At 50.6% G+C, this 16,956-nt stretch carries 20 protein-coding genes; 10 read left to right on the forward strand and 10 right to left on the reverse strand.

Annotated elements, in window-relative coordinates:
- Positions 1 to 49: 49 nt before the first annotated feature.
- From gatB to gatC, 4 genes are read right to left on the reverse strand one after another with little or no spacing between them, the layout of a single operon-like run.
- The gene (gatB, locus tag AC3WQT_RS14085) at positions 50 to 1,528 is read right to left on the reverse strand and encodes an Asp-tRNA(Asn)/Glu-tRNA(Gln) amidotransferase subunit GatB (protein ID WP_492705042.1); all 1,479 of its coding nucleotides are present in this window, start codon (positions 1,526 to 1,528) and stop codon (positions 50 to 52) included.
- Positions 1,529 to 1,583: 55 nt separating this feature from the next.
- A complete protein-coding gene (locus AC3WQT_RS14090; protein WP_492704586.1) occupies positions 1,584 to 2,063 on the reverse strand; it encodes a hypothetical protein in 480 nt (159 codons plus the stop codon).
- Positions 2,060 to 3,514, reverse strand: coding sequence for an Asp-tRNA(Asn)/Glu-tRNA(Gln) amidotransferase subunit GatA (gene gatA / locus AC3WQT_RS14095; RefSeq protein WP_492704587.1), 1,455 nt, complete (start codon positions 3,512 to 3,514; stop codon positions 2,060 to 2,062). The genes AC3WQT_RS14090 and gatA overlap by 4 nt, the downstream gene beginning before the upstream one ends.
- A 14-nt stretch (positions 3,515 to 3,528) precedes the next feature.
- A complete protein-coding gene (gene gatC, locus AC3WQT_RS14100) occupies positions 3,529 to 3,837 on the reverse strand; it encodes an Asp-tRNA(Asn)/Glu-tRNA(Gln) amidotransferase subunit GatC (protein ID WP_492704588.1) in 309 nt (102 codons plus the stop codon).
- 289 nt (positions 3,838 to 4,126) lie between these two features.
- Here gatC and AC3WQT_RS14105 point away from each other — a divergent pair, with 289 nt between their 5' ends.
- The 6 genes from AC3WQT_RS14105 (at position 4,127) to AC3WQT_RS14130 (ending at position 11,205) form a co-directional block, all read left to right on the forward strand.
- The gene (locus tag AC3WQT_RS14105; RefSeq protein ID WP_110256286.1) at positions 4,127 to 5,170 is read left to right on the forward strand and encodes a rod shape-determining protein; all 1,044 of its coding nucleotides are present in this window, start codon (positions 4,127 to 4,129) and stop codon (positions 5,168 to 5,170) included.
- A gap of 167 nt (positions 5,171 to 5,337) precedes the next feature.
- Positions 5,338 to 6,369 carry a rod shape-determining protein MreC gene (gene mreC, locus AC3WQT_RS14110; protein WP_492704589.1) on the forward strand — a complete coding sequence of 344 codons (1,032 nt, stop codon included), beginning with the start codon at positions 5,338 to 5,340 and terminating at the stop codon, positions 6,367 to 6,369.
- Entirely contained in the window at positions 6,366 to 6,884 is a 519-nt protein-coding gene (gene mreD / locus AC3WQT_RS14115) for a rod shape-determining protein MreD (protein ID WP_492704590.1), read from the forward strand. Before mreC ends, mreD begins: the two co-directional genes overlap by 4 nt.
- A gap of 39 nt (positions 6,885 to 6,923) precedes the next feature.
- A complete protein-coding gene (gene mrdA, locus AC3WQT_RS14120; protein ID WP_492704591.1) occupies positions 6,924 to 8,924 on the forward strand; it encodes a penicillin-binding protein 2 in 2,001 nt (666 codons plus the stop codon).
- Positions 8,925 to 8,926: 2 nt separating this feature from the next.
- The gene (rodA, locus tag AC3WQT_RS14125) at positions 8,927 to 10,036 is read left to right on the forward strand and encodes a rod shape-determining protein RodA (RefSeq protein ID WP_492704592.1); all 1,110 of its coding nucleotides are present in this window, start codon (positions 8,927 to 8,929) and stop codon (positions 10,034 to 10,036) included.
- Positions 10,037 to 10,044: 8 nt separating this feature from the next.
- Entirely contained in the window at positions 10,045 to 11,205 is a 1,161-nt protein-coding gene (locus tag AC3WQT_RS14130) for a septal ring lytic transglycosylase RlpA family protein (protein ID WP_492704593.1), read from the forward strand.
- 19 nt (positions 11,206 to 11,224) lie between these two features.
- On the opposite strand, the gene rsmI is transcribed toward AC3WQT_RS14130, so the two are convergent.
- A complete protein-coding gene (gene rsmI, locus AC3WQT_RS14135; protein WP_492704594.1) occupies positions 11,225 to 12,139 on the reverse strand; it encodes a 16S rRNA (cytidine(1402)-2'-O)-methyltransferase in 915 nt (304 codons plus the stop codon).
- Between the two features lie 59 nt (positions 12,140 to 12,198).
- Here rsmI and AC3WQT_RS14140 point away from each other — a divergent pair, with 59 nt between their 5' ends.
- The 4 genes from AC3WQT_RS14140 (at position 12,199) to AC3WQT_RS14155 (ending at position 14,562) form a co-directional block, all read left to right on the forward strand.
- Positions 12,199 to 12,597 (forward strand): YraN family protein, encoded by a 399-nt coding sequence (locus AC3WQT_RS14140; protein WP_492704595.1) that lies wholly within the window; start codon positions 12,199 to 12,201, stop codon positions 12,595 to 12,597.
- An 84-nt stretch (positions 12,598 to 12,681) separates the two neighbouring features.
- A complete protein-coding gene (locus AC3WQT_RS14145; protein ID WP_162043771.1) occupies positions 12,682 to 13,278 on the forward strand; it encodes a phosphoheptose isomerase in 597 nt (198 codons plus the stop codon).
- Positions 13,271 to 13,924: a BON domain-containing protein gene (locus AC3WQT_RS14150; protein WP_492704596.1), complete on the forward strand. Its 654-nt coding sequence runs from the start codon at positions 13,271 to 13,273 to the stop codon at positions 13,922 to 13,924. The genes AC3WQT_RS14145 and AC3WQT_RS14150 overlap by 8 nt, the downstream gene beginning before the upstream one ends.
- 50 nt (positions 13,925 to 13,974) lie before the next feature.
- Complete coding sequence (locus AC3WQT_RS14155; protein ID WP_492704597.1) at positions 13,975 to 14,562, forward strand: LemA family protein; 588 nt, start codon at positions 13,975 to 13,977, stop codon at positions 14,560 to 14,562.
- 109 nt (positions 14,563 to 14,671) lie between these two features.
- Here the strand turns inward: AC3WQT_RS14155 and AC3WQT_RS14160 are convergent, their stop codons facing one another.
- The 5 genes from AC3WQT_RS14160 to AC3WQT_RS14180 all read right to left on the reverse strand — a co-directional run bounded on the left by AC3WQT_RS14160 (position 14,672) and on the right by AC3WQT_RS14180 (position 16,928).
- On the reverse strand, positions 14,672 to 15,097 hold the full coding sequence (locus AC3WQT_RS14160; protein ID WP_492704598.1) for a BLUF domain-containing protein: 426 nt from the start codon (positions 15,095 to 15,097) through the stop codon (positions 14,672 to 14,674).
- A 12-nt stretch (positions 15,098 to 15,109) separates the two neighbouring features.
- Positions 15,110 to 15,817, reverse strand: coding sequence for a GTP cyclohydrolase I (gene folE, locus AC3WQT_RS14165; RefSeq protein WP_492704599.1), 708 nt, complete (start codon positions 15,815 to 15,817; stop codon positions 15,110 to 15,112).
- Between the two features lie 81 nt (positions 15,818 to 15,898).
- A complete protein-coding gene (locus AC3WQT_RS14170) occupies positions 15,899 to 16,120 on the reverse strand; it encodes a cysteine-rich CWC family protein (RefSeq protein WP_492704600.1) in 222 nt (73 codons plus the stop codon).
- Positions 16,117 to 16,347, reverse strand: a complete 231-nt coding sequence (locus AC3WQT_RS14175; protein WP_492704601.1) for a zf-HC2 domain-containing protein — start codon at positions 16,345 to 16,347, stop codon at positions 16,117 to 16,119. The genes AC3WQT_RS14170 and AC3WQT_RS14175 overlap by 4 nt, the downstream gene beginning before the upstream one ends.
- Positions 16,344 to 16,928, reverse strand: coding sequence for a sigma-70 family RNA polymerase sigma factor (locus AC3WQT_RS14180; protein ID WP_492704602.1), 585 nt, complete (start codon positions 16,926 to 16,928; stop codon positions 16,344 to 16,346). Before AC3WQT_RS14180 ends, AC3WQT_RS14175 begins: the two co-directional genes overlap by 4 nt.
- Between the last annotated feature and the right edge of the window lie 28 nt (positions 16,929 to 16,956).

The raw sequence follows: 16,956 nt of genomic DNA on the forward strand, positions 1-16,956 counted from the left end.
AAAACGGCACATCCTTACAAATGTGCCGTTTTTCATTTTCAGGCAGAAATCAGCCCGCCAATTTTTTCTTCAGCAATTCATTGACCTGTGCGGGGTTGCCCTTGCCCTTGGTCGCCTTCATTGCCTGGCCAACCAGCGAATTGAAGGCCTTCTCTTTGCCAGCGCGGTATTCATCGACAGATTGCTGATTCGCAGCCATGACTTCATCAATGATTTTTTCCAGTGCACCGACGTCAGAAATCTGCTTCAAACCTTTGACTTCAATCACCTGATCTGCCAGATTCACGTCCGCAGAGGGCGCTTGCCACATGGCAGCAAACACTTCCTTGGCAATCTTGTTGGAAATCGTGCCGTCAGCAATACGCTGCAACAACACAGCCAACTGCGCAGACGTTACCGGAATGGCGCTGATATCCAGGCCTTCGCGGTTCAGGGTCGCAGCCACATCGCCCATCATCATGTTCGCGGCAGGTTTTGCCTGTGCCGTACCAGCAGCAGTCACCACGGCTTCAAAATAAGTTGCCATGCCCTTGGATTGCGTCAGGATAGTCGCATCGTATTCAGGCAGGCCCAATTGCTCAATAAAACGCTGGCGCATGGCAGATGGCAACTCCGGCATGGTGGCGCGTACTTGCTCTACCCATTCACGGCTGATTTTCAGTGGCGGCAGATCTGGATCAGGGAAGTAACGATAATCCATCGAATCTTCCTTGTCGCGCATTTTTACCGTGATTTTCTTATCCGGGTCGTACAGGCGCGTTTGCTGAATGACTACGCCACCATCTTCTATCAATTCAATCTGACGGCGCACTTCATAATTGATCGCTTCTTCCAGGAAACGGAAAGAGTTCAAGTTCTTGATTTCACAACGTGTACCAAATTCTTTCTGGCCTACCGGACGCACAGAAACGTTGGCATCGCAACGGAAAGAACCTTCCTGCATATTGCCATCACAGATATCCAGCCAGGTCACCAGCGAGTGCAATGCTTTTGCATAGCCGACTGCCTCAGCTGCACTGCGCATGACAGGCTCAGTGACGATTTCCAGCAAGGGTGTGCCAGCACGGTTCAGGTCTATGCCTGTCATGCCCTGAGCTGCGCCATGCATGGATTTACCAGCGTCTTCTTCCAGATGGGCGCGTGTCAGTTCTATGTTCCTGAATTCGGTCTTGCCATCTTTTTCAAACACACAAGGTACGAAACCACCTTGCACTACCGGGATTTCAAACTGGCTGATCTGATAGCCTTTAGGCAGGTCAGGGTAGAAATAATTTTTACGGGCAAAGATGGATTCCGGTGCAACCAGCGCGCCAACTGCCAGGCCAAACTGTATGGCTTTTTCCACCGCGCCTTTATTCATGACTGGCAGCACGCCAGGCAAAGCCAGATCAACCGGGCTAGCCTGGGTATTTGGCTCAGCGCCAAATTGTATTGAAGAGCCGCTGAAAATTTTTGAATTGGTCTTGAGTTGCGCGTGCGTCTCAAAACCGATAACGACTTCCCATTGCATAATATTTCCTCGTCTTATCTTTATCTTATTGCGTCTGCCTGCTTATGGACATAAAGCCGCAGATCCATTCAACTCATTGATCGTAGGTACAGCTGCCGGTCTTAGTGTCCACCGTCAGTGCTGAAAAATTCTTGCGCGAGCCGCACAGGGTAGGGCAGCTGGGCTTGATATGCAGGGCATCGCCTTCACGTTCCAGACGTATGCTGCATTGAAAGCCACGATCAAAATCATAACCCCGTTTGAGTCGCGCTGCTGAGGCGTCCTTGAGTTGCAAGCGCCAGCCTTTTTCTGTCAATTCTGCTTCCACACCATCTTCAGTATCTATGCTGCATTCATGTCCGCGATTACTGCGAAACACAGAAGACTCCCACTGAAATTCCGTGACCTGCGTACCATTCAATTGCATGCGTGCCTGATCACTGAAAATCAGGCGCTCACCATCACCATCTTCCTTTTGCGTTTGTGTGCAGGCGATACGGGTATCAAGTGTCTGCGCAGACACGCTGCTGCCTATCACCAACATAGCGGCACTCAGGAAGATCTTCAAGCTCATACAGGTGCGCGGGTATGCCAGTCAGTCACTTGCTGGAACTGGTGGGCCACATTCAGCAATTTCGCTTCATCATAGTAATTGCCGATGACTTGCAAACCTACCGGCCGCTTGGCATTCTTTTCGCCTTGCCCAAAACCGCAAGGGATGGACATGCCAGGTAAGCCAGCGAGACTGGTCGACAGGGTAAAGATATCGGCCAGATAGTTGGCCACAGGGTCATCGGCTTTCGAACCCAGGTCCCATGCCACAGTCGGCGCTACCGGCCCCATGATGACATCACATTTCTCAAACGCTGCAGCAAAATCCTGCGCGATCAGGCGGCGTATTTTTTGTGCCTGTAAATAATAAGCATCATAGTAACCGTGCGACAGTACATAGGCACCAACCATAATACGGCGCTTGACTTCAGCACCAAAACCTTCGGCGCGGGACTTCTTGTACATCTCTTCAAGATTTGTATAATCCGCTGCACGATGGCCATAACGCACACCATCAAAACGGCTCAGATTCGAAGAAGCTTCTGCCGGTGCGATCACATAATACACAGGGATGGACAACTCGGTCTTTGGCAGAGAAATTTCTACAAGTGTCGCGCCCAGTTTTTCATATTCAGCCAGTGCAGCACGTACCGCCTGTTCCACATCCGCAGCCAGGCCGTCAGAGAAAAATTCCTTGGGCACACCTATGCGCAAGCCTTGCAAAGACTTGTTCAAATCACGGTTGAAATCTTCTTTTTTGCGTTCGAGAGAAGTCGAATCTTTCTCATCAAAACCTGTCATTGCATTCAGCAAAATGCCGCAATCTTCAGCGGTTTGGGCGATAGGGCCACCCTGATCCAGCGAAGACGCAAAAGCAATCATGCCGTAGCGCGATACGCTGCCGTAAGTAGGCTTGATACCAGTCACACCGCAAAACGATGCCGGTTGACGGATAGAGCCGCCCGTATCGGTTGCTGTTACTGCCGGTGCCAGGCGTGCAGCAATTGCTGCAGCTGAACCACCAGAAGAGCCGCCAGGTACGGCAGTCTTGTCCCAGGGGTTTTTCACCGGGCCAAAATAAGAATTTTCATTCGAAGAACCCATGGCGAATTCATCGCAATTCAATTTGCCCAGTGTGACTGTACCGGCCTTGTTGAACAGTTCAACCACGGTTGCATCGAAGGGACTGACATAATTTTCCAGCATGCGCGAGCCTGCTGTAGAGCGCCAGTCGCGCGTCACAAAAATATCTTTATGAGCAATAGGCACGCCTGTCAATACGCCAGCATCACCACTGGCCAGGCGTGCGTCGGCTGCTGCAGCCTGTTGCAAGGTCCATTCAGGATTGACGTGCAAAAAAGCATTCAGATCACTGGCAGCAATACGGTTCAGATAATGCTGGGCAAGTTCGGTGGCGGAAACCTGCTTGCTTTGCAACAGGGCGGATAATTGCGAAATTGTCTTGGTATGCATAAGTGAAATATGACTTATTCAGTCTCAATAACCTGAGGTACGAGGTAAAGGCCATCTTGTGTTGCTGGCGCTGGCTTTTGATAATCTTCGCGATGATTGCTTTCGGTAACCACGTCTTCACGCAGACGCAAAGCCATTTCTGGCAGCAGGGCAGCGATAGGGTGGCTCAGAGGGGCTACACCCGTGGTATCCACCGCTTTTAATTGTTCTACCAGAGAGAAAATGCCATTCAGTTTCTCCAGAGTGGAAATTTCTTCCTCTGTAGAAGTTTCTATATTTGCCAAATTGGCAATTCTTTTCACATCTTCAAGTGTCAGTGACATAGTTCAGGGGCGCATTTTTACGCGAAAAAGAGTGTCAAAAAATACATAATTCAACATCCCACCAAAAGCTTAATTTAGGTGTTGGTATCGAATAAATTTAAACAGATTATAAGGTAGAATGGCGGGTTAATGCCCTAATTGGCTTGCTAAATCCCCTAACATGCTCAGTTATGGTTTGGATAGCGAGATGGCTGGTCAGTTTCCGGTGGAGCCGGTCAGGGTTAAAAATTCGGTAGCGCAGCCCGATAAAGCGGGTTGAGCCCACAATCAGTTAAACACAGGACAATACATGTTTGGTTTTTTACGTAGTTATTTTTCAAATGATCTGGCGATCGATCTGGGAACAGCCAACACGCTGATTTATGTACGTAGCCAGGGTATCGTGCTCGATGAGCCATCCGTAGTCGCGATCCGCCAGGAAGGCGGACCAAACGGCAAGAAAACAATTCAGGCAGTAGGTAAAGAAGCCAAGCAAATGCTGGGCAAGGTGCCGGGTAATATTGAAGCTATCCGTCCTATGAAAGACGGCGTGATTGCCGACTTTACCGTTACTGAGCAAATGCTCAAGCAATTCATCCGTATGGTGCATGACACCAAGTTCTTCAAACCGTCCCCACGTATCATTATTTGCGTCCCTTGCGGTTCTACCCAGGTAGAACGCCGTGCGATTCGTGAATCTGCTCTGGGTGCCGGTGCTTCTCAGGTATATCTGATTGAAGAACCGATGGCCGCAGCGATAGGCGCTGGTTTGCCAGTGTCTGAAGCTACTGGTTCCATGGTAGTCGATATCGGTGGTGGTACTACTGAGGTAGGTATCATTTCCCTCGGTGGCATGGTCTACAAGGGCTCTGTCCGCGTTGGTGGTGACAAGTTTGACGAAGCTATCGTCAACTACATCCGTCGCAATTACGGCATGTTGATCGGTGAGCAAACTGCTGAGGCAATCAAAAAGGCTATTGGTTCAGCTTTCCCAGGTTCCGAAGTCAAGGAAATGGAAGTCAAGGGGCGCAATCTGTCCGAAGGCATCCCGCGTTCTTTCACGATTTCCAGCAATGAAATCCTGGAAGCGTTGACTGATCCGCTGAACAACATCGTTTCTGCCGTTAAAAACGCACTGGAACAAACACCTCCAGAACTGGGTGCCGACATCGCTGAAAAAGGCATGATGCTGACCGGTGGTGGCGCACTTTTGCGTGATCTGGACCGTCTGCTGATGGAAGAGACAGGCTTGCCAGTCATCGTCGCAGAAGATCCGCTGACTTGTGTGGTCCGTGGCTCTGGCATGGCACTGGAACGCATGGATAAGCTGGGTTCGATCTTTTCTTACGAATAATAAGAGTTAAGCACCGGACCATCGTGGGGTTTGACAGCCAGCGCTGATGTTGGCTGTACTCCCCGTATTTGATGAGGCATGCATCAGTCCTGGTTACTGAAGCAAAGCTGAATTGATTGCAAATTAAAATGCTTGTTGCGCTGTTCATTGAGAAACACCGGTAAAGTATGGATTACAGCCCACCACCACTCTTCAAGCAAGGCGCCTCTGCGCGCGTGAGAGTGGTTTTCTTTGCCGTCCTGGCGATCTTTTTGTTGGTTGTTGATGCCCGACTGAAATCCCTGACACTGGTCAGGCAAATATTGGGCAGCGTGCTGTATCCGGTGCAAATGGTCGCCGTCATGCCGCGCGATACCGTCAAGCGCGTCTCTGAATATTTTGTTTCAGTGACTGCACTGGAAAAAGAAAACACGCAACTGAAACGCCAGCAAACCCAGAATGCCGATACCCTGCAACAGACCGGGCAATTGGCAGCAGAAAATACCCATTTGCGTAAATTGCTGGATGCGCGTGAGCGTTTGCAAGTCAAGTCTGTCATGGCAGAAATCATTTACGATGCACGTGATCCGGCCAGTCGCAAGGTCATTATTGACCGTGGTATCAAACAGGGTATCGCCTTGTCCCAGCCGGTGATTGATGATCAGGGCGTAGTTGGTCAGGTGACCCGGGTATTCCCATTGACAGCTGAAGTCACTTTGTTAACGGATAAAAACCAGGCCATACCGGTGCAGATACTGCGAAATGGCTTGCGCAGCGTCGCTTATGGCCGCGGCCAGTCCAGCTATCTGGACATGCGCCTGACCACCAATGCCGATATCCAGAATGGCGATCAACTGGTGACTTCTGGCATAGACGGTATCTATCCTCCCGGCCTGGCTGTTGCCAAGGTAGTGCAGGTAGAAAACAAGGCTAACACCACGTTTGAAAACATATTATGCGTGCCAACAGCGGGTATAGACCGCAACAGGCAATTACTGGTCTTGCTGGTGTCTACTGATAACTTGTCGCGCCCGGACACTGAAGATGTACGCGCCAAGAAAGAAAAAATCAATCGCAAGGTGACCCGTGATGCGACAGCGCCGACATCCGAGACCAAGCCTGTGGACCAACCCATGAAAGATTTGCCGGTCAAGGACAGCGCTGTGAAAGAATCTCCAGCCAAGGATGTCCCTGCAACTGCCAAGGAACCAGCTCCATGAATAGCCCGCATTACATATTATTGCCGGTCAACCCGCTATTTATTGCCATCAGTTTTGCCGTCGCCTTTTTTCTCAATTTTTTGCCATGGGGCGGCTGGATAGGCATACCTGATTTCGTCGCGTTGGTGCTGGTATTCTGGACCATACACCAGCCGCGCAAAGTTGGCATAGGTGTGGCGTTTGCCATGGGACTGCTGATGGATGTACATGATTCCATCTACATGGGCGAAAATGCTCTGGCTTATACCCTGCTATCGTATTTCGCCATCATGATACACAGGCGCGTGCTGTGGTTTCATCCATTGACGCAAACCTTGCATGTATTCCCTTTATTCCTGTTTGCCCAACTGGTGCAGCTTGCGGTACGCATGCTGGTAGCACCAGATGCAAATTTCCCTGGCTGGGCCTATTTTACTGTCAGCCTGGTGACGACCGTACTGTGGCCGGTTGCTACCCTGTTGCTGCTGGCACCACAAAGGCGGGCCAAAGATAAAGACCATACACGTCCTATCTGAGCCTGCTGCCCGATTGCTGCCTGTTTCAAGCTTTTCACTATGACAGAACTAAAGAATACAGAACGCGAACTGCATTACTTCCGTATGCGCCTGGTTTTTATCGGCGTATTCGTGTTCCTGTGTTTTGCCGCACTTGTTTCACGCTTTGTCTGGCTGCAAATCATCAAGCATAATGACTATGCCTTGCTGGCAGATGAAAACCGCATAGACATCGTCCCTGTCGTCCCTAATCGCGGCCTTATCACTGACAGGAACGGCGTCATCCTGGCGCGTAATTATTCTGCCTACACACTGGAAATAACGCCCTCAAAAATTCGGCAGGACATGGACATCCTCATTGATGAACTGGCGATACTGGTGGATATACAACCAAAGCATCGCAAGCGTTTCCGCAAATTGCTGGAAGATTCAAAAAGTTTCGAGAGTCTGCCTATACGCACCCGTCTCACTGATGATGAAGTCGCCAGGTTTACTGCACAGCGTTTCCGTTTTCCCGGTGTCGATATCCAGGCGCGCTTGTTCCGTCAATATCCCCAGGGGGATTCTGCTTCGCATGTGATTGGTTACATCGGTCGTATCAGTCCCAAGGATGCCGAGATCATTGATGAAATGGAAGATTCCGCCAACTATAATGGCACCGACTATATAGGCAAGGAAGGTCTGGAAAAAAGTTACGAAAAGATCTTGCACGGCAATACCGGTTTTGAAGAAGTTGAAGTTGCTGCAGGTGGCCGTGCCGTGCGCGTGCTGTCCCGCTCTGCACCGACTTCAGGCAAGAACCTGATTTTGTCAGTCGATATAGAGCTGCAAAAAGTCGTAGAAGAAGCTTTTGGTGACAGACGCGGGGCACTGGTTGCGATTGAGCCCGCCACTGGTGATGTATTGGCTTTTGTTTCCAAGCCTACCTATGACCCCAACCTGTTTGTTGAAGGCATCGACCAGCAAAGCTGGAATGAACTCAATACTTCAGAAGACAAACCCTTGCTGAACCGTCCACTGACGGGTGCCTATCCACCAGGTTCGACCTACAAGCCTTTCATGGCACTGGCTGCACTGGAGTTGGGCAAGCGTACCACCTCGCAGGCAATTGCTGATCCTGGCTACTTTACTTTTGGTAACCATACTTTCAAGGACGATAAAGCTGGTGGACATGGCATGGTGGATATGTACCGGTCCATCGTGCAATCCTGCGATACTTATTACTACATGCTGGCCAATGACCTGACTGTGGATGTCATGCATGATTTCATGGCACCGTTTGGTTTCGGGCAAAAGACAGGCATTGATCTGGAACATGAGCGCTCAGGGCTGTTGCCATCTACTGCCTGGAAGCGCGCAGCCTTCAAAAAGCCTGAACAAAAGCGCTGGGTATTGGGTGACACGATATCCCTTGGGATTGGACAGGGCCAAAATACCTTCACTCCTTTGCAAATGGCGCACGCCATGGCGACACTGGCGAATAATGGCATCATCATGAAACCGCATCTGGTCAAGATGACGGAAGATCCGCAAACGAGGCAAAGGATACTGACAGTTCCCAAAGAGACTGCCCGTATTCCCCTTAAACAGGAAAATATAGATTTCATCAAAAACGCCATGGTAGGTGTTACCAAAGAAGGTACGTCAGCCAGGGTATTCCAGGGAACTGAATATGTTTCCGGTGGCAAGACAGGTACAGCACAGGTGGTGGGTATCAAGAAAGGCGAGAAATATAATGCCAAGAACATGGCAGCCCGGCATCTTGATCATTCCCTGTATACCGCCTTCGCGCCCGCCGACAAACCAAAAATTGCCATTGCCATTATTGTAGAAAACGGTGGCTTTGGTGCCGAGGCCGCCGCACCTATCGTACGCAAGGCACTCGACTATTACTTGTTGGGCAAGCGTCCGCAAGACAAGGGCAGCAAGGACCAGGTACCGCCTCAGCCCAAGCCGCAGAGCGACATGACCCTGTATCGTTCAGATGCTGAAGTCAAGGCGCCTGCCGAGCCTGATCCAGGTCCCAAGCCAGGTGGTGAAACCTTAGGTAATAAGGATTGAAAATGCAAAAAAATAGTATTAACTGGCATTTCATCCGTTCGCATATATTTGTCTTTGATGCGGCCTTGGCGATACTGGTATTTCTTATCATGTCTATAGGTATCATGACCCTGTATTCAGCGGGCATGGATTTCCCCGGCCGTGTCGAAGGCCAGATCAGAAATATCCTGGTGTCTTTCTTCATCATGTGGGTGATGGCGAATATCCCGCCACAGACCCTGATGCGCTTTGCCATACCGATTTACACCTTTGGTGTGGCCTTGCTGATTGCAGTGGCCGTATTTGGCCTGGTCAAAAAAGGTTCGCGTCGCTGGCTGCATGTAGGTATAGACATGCAACCTTCAGAAATGATGAAGATCGCTACTCCGTTGATGCTCGCCTGGTATTTTCAAAAGCGTGAAGGCGCTTTGCGCTGGCGTGACTTTGTCATCGGTGCAGTGATCCTGGGCATACCTGTGGCCCTGATCGCCAAGCAACCGGATCTGGGTACTGCCATGCTGGTTGTCGCAGCAGGTTTTACTGTGGTGTTTTTAGCCGGTCTGTCATGGAAGTTTTTGATCTCACTGACAGTGGCAGCCGCCGTTCTCATCCCTACTGTGGTCTGGCCCATGCTGCATGATTATCAGCGTGACCGGGTATTGACTATGCTCGATCCTAATCGCGATCCCCTGGGTAAAGGTTTTCATATTATACAATCCACCATTGCTGTCGGTTCTGGAGGCTTGCATGGCAAGGGTTATCTGAAAGGGACGCAGGCCCATCTGGAATTTATTCCCGAACATACGACAGATTTTATCTTTGCCGTCTTCTCTGAAGAATTTGGTTTTGTCGGCAATGTGATCCTGGTTAGCCTGTACTTTTTACTGATCCTGCGCTGCCTGATGATCGCTGCCAATGCACCCACCCTGTTCGCCCGTTTGATGGCCGGTGCCGTGACTATGATATTCTTTACCTATGCCTTTGTTAACATGGGCATGGTCATAGGCATCGTGCCCGTCGTTGGCGTACCTTTGCCTTTCATGAGTTACGGCGGCACTGCATTGGTGACGCTGGGTATGGGATTAGGGATAATGATGAGCGTACAGCGTAACCGCAAACTGGTGCAGACATGAGATTGTACATGTTCGCCAAGTCAGCCATTCCTGGCACTGGCTGGCGGTTGCCGCTGCTGGCAGCCAGCGGTATTTTATTGGCAGCATGTGGCAGTACCCCCAAACAGAATGTCATTATTGCAGATGGCCAGCGCCCTGCAAGCAGCACAAAATCCACGACTGGCCAGACTGCAAACTCACCCAAGGCAAGCTCTGGTAAAGGTGCTTATTACAAGGATGATGGCCCTGGTGAAAATATACCCGAAGGCCTGGAAAATACCGTAGACCCCATCCCTACGCTGGAAAATTATTCGCGCTCAGGTAACAAGCCCTATGTAATATTCGGCAAAACTTATACGCCGATAGCCGACAGTACCACTCCTTTCGTACAGCGTGGCGTTGGTAGCTGGTACGGCAAGAAATTTCACGGGCAAAAGACTTCATCCGGTGAACTGTACGATATGTATAAAATCACTGCAGCTCATCCCACCTTGCCGATACCGTCCTATGCGCGAGTAACAAATCTTACTAATGGCAAGCAGATCATTGTACGCATCAATGACCGCGGGCCGTTTCATGCCAGTCGCATCATCGATTTGTCTTATACCGCAGCACTGAAGCTTGATGTCATCGGCAAAGGTAGCAGCCAGATTGAGGTCGAGCGCTTATTGCCGGCCGATATAGAAAGAATGGCTGAGAATCGTAAAAACCAGCCAGTCCAGCCTGTGCAGGCCATGCAATCCATGCAGCCTGTTAAGCAAGAGACTGCAGTTGCGATGACGACCCCCCTACCTGCCAGAGAAATGCCTGTCGTGCGCAATAATCCGGCGGCGACCATGAGCATGGAAGAATTACTGGCAGCCCAGGAAAGCAAGCCCATAGAAAAATTTACCCAGCCGGTGGCTGGCGTAGTGAATTCAACTGTGAACACTGCCGCAGCCACCACGTCATCTGCCACCCCTGGTTATTACATACAATTCGGGGCCTATGCGATACGCGCCAACGCAGAAGCCATCATGAATCATCTCAAAGGCAGGGCAACCAGTAAGCTGCCTGGTTTTGATATCGTGCAGCAAGGCAGTCTGTACCGTCTTGTCAGCGGTCCCTTTGCCAACCGTACTGAAGCTACTGCGGCGATTGCCCAGGCCAGTGATCTTGGCGTTGGCAAGCCCCTGGTCGTGCAGCGCTAGGCTTTATTTCTCATCAGGCTTATTCCTCACCATCTTGTTTCATTTCCAGCGCCATTTGATACAGGGCATTTTTCTTTTGCCCTGTCAGTTGCGCTGCCAGTCCTGCGGCCTGCTTGACTGAACATTCTTCCAGCAAGATCTGCAAGACCCGGCGCGCTTCCAGCTCTTGCTCATCAGCAGCAGCGGCAGCCGCTTCAATGAGGATCACGTATTCGCCTTTTTCCCTGTGGCTGTCTGCAGCCAGCCAGCTTTCTGCTTCTGCCAGAGTGCAGCGATGAATTTCTTCAAACAGTTTACTGACTTCGCGTGCCAGCACGATGCGCCTTGTGTCGCCAAAGATGGCGCGCATGGCGGCTACCGCTTCGATGATGCGATGTGGTGCTTCATAGAAAATCAGGCTGGCGGGTATGGCTTGCACTTCCCTCAATATGCTGTCACGCTGCCCCGCTTTGGCTGGCAGGAAGCCAACAAAATAAAAACGGTCATGAATAAGGCCGCTGGCTGACAGAGCGCTGATAGCCGCAGACGCACCTGGCAAAGGTGTGACAGACATGCCTGCCAGTTTGACCGCATCCACGATCTTGGCACCGGGGTCAGACACGCCGGGTGTACCGGCATCAGACACCAGCGCAATACGCTCGCCAGCTTGCAAACGGGTCAGTATTTTTTCTGCCACTTCGCGCTCATTATGCTGATGGGCAGCGATCAGGGGTTTGCTGATACCATAGCGCGATAGCAACTGTGCAGTATTGCGGGTATCTTCGCAGGCAATCGCATCTGCCAGCGACAGCAGGTGCAGGGCGCGCAGGGAGATATCGGCAACATTACCAATAGGAGTAGCGACTACATATAATGTCGCAGCCGGATAATTTTGTCGGGTGACTGCCTCAATCACAGTGGCACTTGTGAACAGTACGTTGTCGGTGGTGCTCATGCCTGTTCCTTTATTTAATATGCAAGATAAGCAAATGAATTAGCCGAGATTGTACGCCAATGAGACTCGCAAAGACTTCAGAAACGCCGGATAGCAAATCAGGAGCTGACCAGCGCACCAGCCGACGCCGTACCGGCGACGAGGCCGAAAGCCTGGCGCTGGCGTATTTGCAAAAAGCTGGCTTGAAACTGATACAACAGAATTTTTTATGCAAAGGTGGAGAAATCGACCTCATCATGCAAGATGGCGCCGTTTTGGTCTTTGTGGAAGTCAGAAAACGCAGTTCCATGCAATTCGGTGGTGCCATTGCCAGCGTCACGCCGGCCAAGCAAAGACGCATGGTGCACGCCGCGCAGGTCTATCTGCAAACAAAAAAGACCCAGCCAGCTTGTCGCTTTGACCTGGTGGCCATTGATGGTGAGCAATTCAACTGGTTAAAGAATATCATCGTTGCTTGATGAAATTGCAAGCTGGCGGACTGTTTGAGTCCACTAATGCCCAGCCTGCCGTATAATCTGACGCAATCAGACTAAGTAAGCATTATGACAAATCAACGCATATTGGCGCACTTCCAGGAAAGTGCAGAATTAAAGATGCGGGCCGGCACAGAGCTGGCCCAGCCTATTTCAGAAGCTGTGGAACTCATGTTCTCGGCGCTGTCTAACGGTAACAAGATACTCGCCTGTGGTAATGGCGGTTCTGCCGCCGACTGCCAGCATTTTGCTGCCGAACTGGTTGGACGCTTCGAACGTGAACGCCTGCCTTTACCGGCCATGGCGCTGACGACAGATACTTCGATTCTGACTGCAGTAGCGAATGACTACAGTTTCAATGAAGTCTTTTCCAAGCAAGTCCAGGCTTTTGGCCAGTCTGGCGATATCTTGCTGGCCTTGTCCACGTCCGGCAATTCGCTGAGTGTGGTGAATGCCATTAATGCTGCACTTGAGCGGGATATGCGTGTCGTGGCGCTGACTGGCAAGGGTGGCGGGGAAATAACAAATATCCTGACTGAAGCCGATGTCCATATCTGCGTACCGCATGACAGGACAGCACGCATACAGGAAGTTCATTTGTTGACCATACATTGTTTGTGTGACGGCATAGATGCCGCATTATTCGGAGGTGACGCTGATGATTAAAAAATCCTGGAGCAAACTGGCCAGACCCGTAGCTGTGATCGGCCTGTGTTGCGCTGCTGCCCTAAGCCTGCAAGGCTGTGTTGAGATGGTGGTGGGTAGTGCAGTCATCGGGACATTTGCTGCTACTGACCGCCGCACTTTTGGTGCGCAAACTGATGACAAGGCCATCGTCATCAAGGGCGAAGCCCGTCTGCCCGGCCTGCTTGGGAAATATGGACATGTCGATGTCAATTCATTTAACCGCCGTGTCTTGCTGACCGGCGAAGTGGCTGATGAAAATGCCAAGGCAGCGGCAGAACGTGAAATACGCACGATAGATGGCGTAGTCTCGGTCGCCAATGAATTGATTATTGCCCCCGTCTCTAACTATACTTCTCGCTCCAATGATGCGCTGATCACTACCAAGGTCAAGGCTACCTTTGTCGATGCCAAGGATGTTTCCGCCACTGCTTTCAAAGTGGTGACTGAAGGCGCAGTCGTTTACCTGATGGGCCGCGTAACCCAAGGCGAGGGTAACCGTGCTGCTGATCTTGCTGCCAGCATCAATGGTGTACGCAAGGTGGTCAAAGTATTTGAATACATCAGCGAAGAAGAATTGAAGACTTTCCAGGCGACGCCAAGTAAAAATCCTCCCAGCGACAATTAAACCAGCATGATCAGCAACGTTTTGCCGGTCTTGTTTTTTCTGGAGACATCATGATTGCAATGATCGTGTTAGCGGTCATTTTCGCAATCCTGGCATTCTGGGTGCTGGGCATACAAAAACGCCTGCTCAATTCACGCAGACGCATCAAATATGCATTTTCACAAATGGATATACAGTTCAAACGCCGTTATGAACTGATACCCAATCTGGTTGAAGTTGCCAAGGGTTACATGAGGCATGAACGGGAAGCGCTGGAAGCAGTTATTGTCGCACTCAATGAAGCTGTCATGGCCAATTCCATGGCTTGCATACATCCTCTGGTCGGCATCGCTATATTGCACCTGGCAGCGGCTGAAGACAGACTGACCGTGACTTTAGGCAGAATGTTTGCCATTGCCGATGCATGTCCTGATCTGCAAGCCAATCAAAGCATGCAAAAGCTGACCGGGGAATTGAACGACGCCGAAAACAAGATCACATTTGCCCGCCAGGCTTACAATGATTGCGTCGTGCAATACAACGAGAGCATGGAACATTTTCCTGGCCCTGTCATTGCCAATATGTTTGGTTTTCATGTTGCCGAATTAATGCAGGTAGCAGCAATCGACACAGCCTTGTTTCAGCCTGCTGCTACATAAATCCTGCAAAGTTCAGCCCGGCTCTTTGCGCTGATACCGCATGTGTAAACAGGAAAAGCGTGCATCCTCAAAAAAAGATGCGCGCTTTTTATTCTTGAGCGGGGAATTTTTATGTACGCCCAACGATAGACGCAGTCGCCATCAATTCATCAATCAGGGCCAGCAATATCTTGCCGGACAAGCGATGCGGATCGAGTACAGGCAAGGGTGAATACTTCAGCAAAATCGAAGGATTGATCTTGCCCATATTGGCCTGACCCATGGTCCAGCCAGCGTAGCGACGTTCCAGAATTTCTTCATAATCGAGCAGGATCACATCAGTATGGCGCTCGTCGCGCAGGATATGGCTGTACAGGGTATTGACGGCTTCGCGGCCACCCTCCAACACTTGCATGAATACCTGGTCACTATGGCAAAGTACACCCGTGATGCCGTGTTGAGGATTATGCTGACGCGACTGGCTGACGATGGATTGCACGATATCGCACATTTTTTCATCCACGACGCGGCTGGCGTAAAGTAAGCGTACTAGCATGGCAAGTCCTGGTTAGCGTTTGATCAGAGATAAAAATTCACGGCGCAGGTTCGCATCCTTCAGAAATGAACCGTGCATCACACTATTAATCATGGCAGCATCCATGTCTTTCACGCCGCGCCAATGCATGCAAAAGTGGTCTGCTTCCATGACCACGGCCAGGCCATCCGGCTGCATTTTTTCTTGCAGGGTATCAGCCAGTTGCACTACCGCTTCTTCCTGTATCTGCGGACGGCTCATGACCCATTCAGCAATGCGCGCATATTTCGACAGGCCGATCAGGTTTGAATGCTCATTTGGCATGACGCCTATCCATACCTTGCCAATAATCGGGCACAGATGATGCGAACAAGCGCTGCGTACCGTGATAGGGCCGATGATCATCAATTCGTTCAGATGTGAAGCATTCGGGAATTCGGTAACCGCCGGCATGGGGACATAACGGCCCTTGAATACTTCCTGTATGAACATCTTGGCGACGCGGCGGCCGGTATCCTGGGTATTGTGATCACTCTCGGTATCTATCACCAGGCTTTCCAGGACGGCGCGCAGTTTTTCTTCCACTTCTGCCTGCAATTCATCCATCTCGCCTGCTTCTATGAAGCTGGCGATATTGTCATTGGCGTGAAAACGCGTCTTGCTGGCCGTGATGCGTTCACGTATGCGCTGCGAGACAGGGATATTGACAGCTTTATAAGCAAGGGGCGTATCGTTGGACATGCTGAAAACCGGGATGTAAAAAGGCTATGGTAACTGAATTGTCAAATTGGCGTTGCGGGTAGCTTGTCTACGCATTGTTGGCTAAGCCCCAGGCTTTGCACTGTTACGCTGGTATTCGGCCTCACGCTCTGCTTTCCACTGTGGCAGGCAATGCGGGCAAAAGCAACTGGCATCAAGCTTTAACTCACCATCGGGTAATTTTTTAAATGCAATCGGTGGCAGGGCGGTGCACCAGCATGCCTGGCCAGTATTATCTGCCATTGCGCAAGTGAATACACTCTGGCAGCGCGGGCAAACACTCATTTTGCACTGCCCTCACTGCCAGTATTATCGGCTTCGACAGGCAAACCCTCACTGGCGGTCTTTTTCATCGCCTTGCGCAAGAATGACATTTGACCATCGAAGCTGGTACAGGCGCGGCAAATTGCCAGGTGCATTTTTAACTGGGTGCGCTCAGACAAACTGAGCGGGCGGTCCAAACCCTCAGAAATGAGCTGATGTGCTTGTTTGCAAACAATAAAGACACTCATATTTTTTCTCCTGATGACACCCTGCCAAACCAGTTCAGGTCCAGGCATTCACGCAGGCGTAACCGCGCACGATAGAGTACCACCCACAGATTAGACGTACTCAGCTCCAATTCCTTACAAATTTCTTCAGTTTCCAGTTCCAGCCATTCCCGCATCATGAATACCCGAGCAGTTTTGGCCGGCAGGTTTTCGAGGCAGACTTCCAGCACACGAAAAAAGTCTTTTTGTTGCAGCGTTGCTTCAGGCGCACCCCAGGCAGTTGGCATGCCTATCACGTGGCCGTTGGCATTAAATAAACTGTCTATCAAATCATCTTCAGACTCTTCGTCCTTGATTTCCAGCGGCTTTTCTTTTTTCAGAGAGCGCAGGTGGTCGATGATCTTGAATTTCAAAATGCCCGTCACATAAGTGCGCAAGGAAGAATTGCCGGCAAAACTGTCAGGTTTTTCCAGCACTGCCAGCAAGGTTTCCTGCACCGCGTCTTCCGCTGCACATTCATTGCGCAGTTGTAATTGTGCAAAGCGATACAGGCCAGGGCGCAGGTTTTCCAGTTGTTGATGTAAATCTGTAATCGATGTCATAAGTCTGCTGACTGAATTGGAAAAGATT

The sequence above is a fragment of the Undibacterium sp. FW305-107 genome (assembly GCF_058788535.1).

Excerpts from the sequence above, each read along its gene's own strand:
- AC3WQT_RS14140 (WP_492704595.1), top strand. The coding sequence starts at position 12,199 with ATGAGACTCGCAAAGACTTCAGAAACGCCGGATAGCAAATCAGGAGCT.
- gatA (WP_492704587.1), bottom strand. The coding sequence starts at position 3,514 with ATGCATACCAAGACAATTTCGCAATTATCCGCCCTGTTGCAAAGCAAG.
- AC3WQT_RS14130 (WP_492704593.1), top strand. The coding sequence starts at position 10,045 with ATGTTCGCCAAGTCAGCCATTCCTGGCACTGGCTGGCGGTTGCCGCTG.
- folE (WP_492704599.1), bottom strand. The coding sequence starts at position 15,817 with ATGTCCAACGATACGCCCCTTGCTTATAAAGCTGTCAATATCCCTGTC.
- AC3WQT_RS14155 (WP_492704597.1), top strand. The coding sequence starts at position 13,975 with ATGATTGCAATGATCGTGTTAGCGGTCATTTTCGCAATCCTGGCATTC.
- AC3WQT_RS14180 (WP_492704602.1), bottom strand. The coding sequence starts at position 16,928 with ATGACATCGATTACAGATTTACATCAACAACTGGAAAACCTGCGCCCT.
- mrdA (WP_492704591.1), top strand. The coding sequence starts at position 6,924 with ATGACAGAACTAAAGAATACAGAACGCGAACTGCATTACTTCCGTATG.
- mreC (WP_492704589.1), top strand. The coding sequence starts at position 5,338 with ATGGATTACAGCCCACCACCACTCTTCAAGCAAGGCGCCTCTGCGCGC.
- gatC (WP_492704588.1), bottom strand. The coding sequence starts at position 3,837 with ATGTCACTGACACTTGAAGATGTGAAAAGAATTGCCAATTTGGCAAAT.
- AC3WQT_RS14090 (WP_492704586.1), bottom strand. The coding sequence starts at position 2,063 with ATGAGCTTGAAGATCTTCCTGAGTGCCGCTATGTTGGTGATAGGCAGC.
- AC3WQT_RS14160 (WP_492704598.1), bottom strand. The coding sequence starts at position 15,097 with ATGCTAGTACGCTTACTTTACGCCAGCCGCGTCGTGGATGAAAAAATG.
- AC3WQT_RS14145 (WP_162043771.1), top strand. The coding sequence starts at position 12,682 with ATGACAAATCAACGCATATTGGCGCACTTCCAGGAAAGTGCAGAATTA.
- AC3WQT_RS14170 (WP_492704600.1), bottom strand. The coding sequence starts at position 16,120 with ATGAGTGTTTGCCCGCGCTGCCAGAGTGTATTCACTTGCGCAATGGCA.
- AC3WQT_RS14150 (WP_492704596.1), top strand. The coding sequence starts at position 13,271 with ATGATTAAAAAATCCTGGAGCAAACTGGCCAGACCCGTAGCTGTGATC.
- rsmI (WP_492704594.1), bottom strand. The coding sequence starts at position 12,139 with ATGAGCACCACCGACAACGTACTGTTCACAAGTGCCACTGTGATTGAG.
- mreD (WP_492704590.1), top strand. The coding sequence starts at position 6,366 with ATGAATAGCCCGCATTACATATTATTGCCGGTCAACCCGCTATTTATT.
- AC3WQT_RS14105 (WP_110256286.1), top strand. The coding sequence starts at position 4,127 with ATGTTTGGTTTTTTACGTAGTTATTTTTCAAATGATCTGGCGATCGAT.
- rodA (WP_492704592.1), top strand. The coding sequence starts at position 8,927 with ATGCAAAAAAATAGTATTAACTGGCATTTCATCCGTTCGCATATATTT.
- AC3WQT_RS14175 (WP_492704601.1), bottom strand. The coding sequence starts at position 16,347 with ATGAGTGTCTTTATTGTTTGCAAACAAGCACATCAGCTCATTTCTGAG.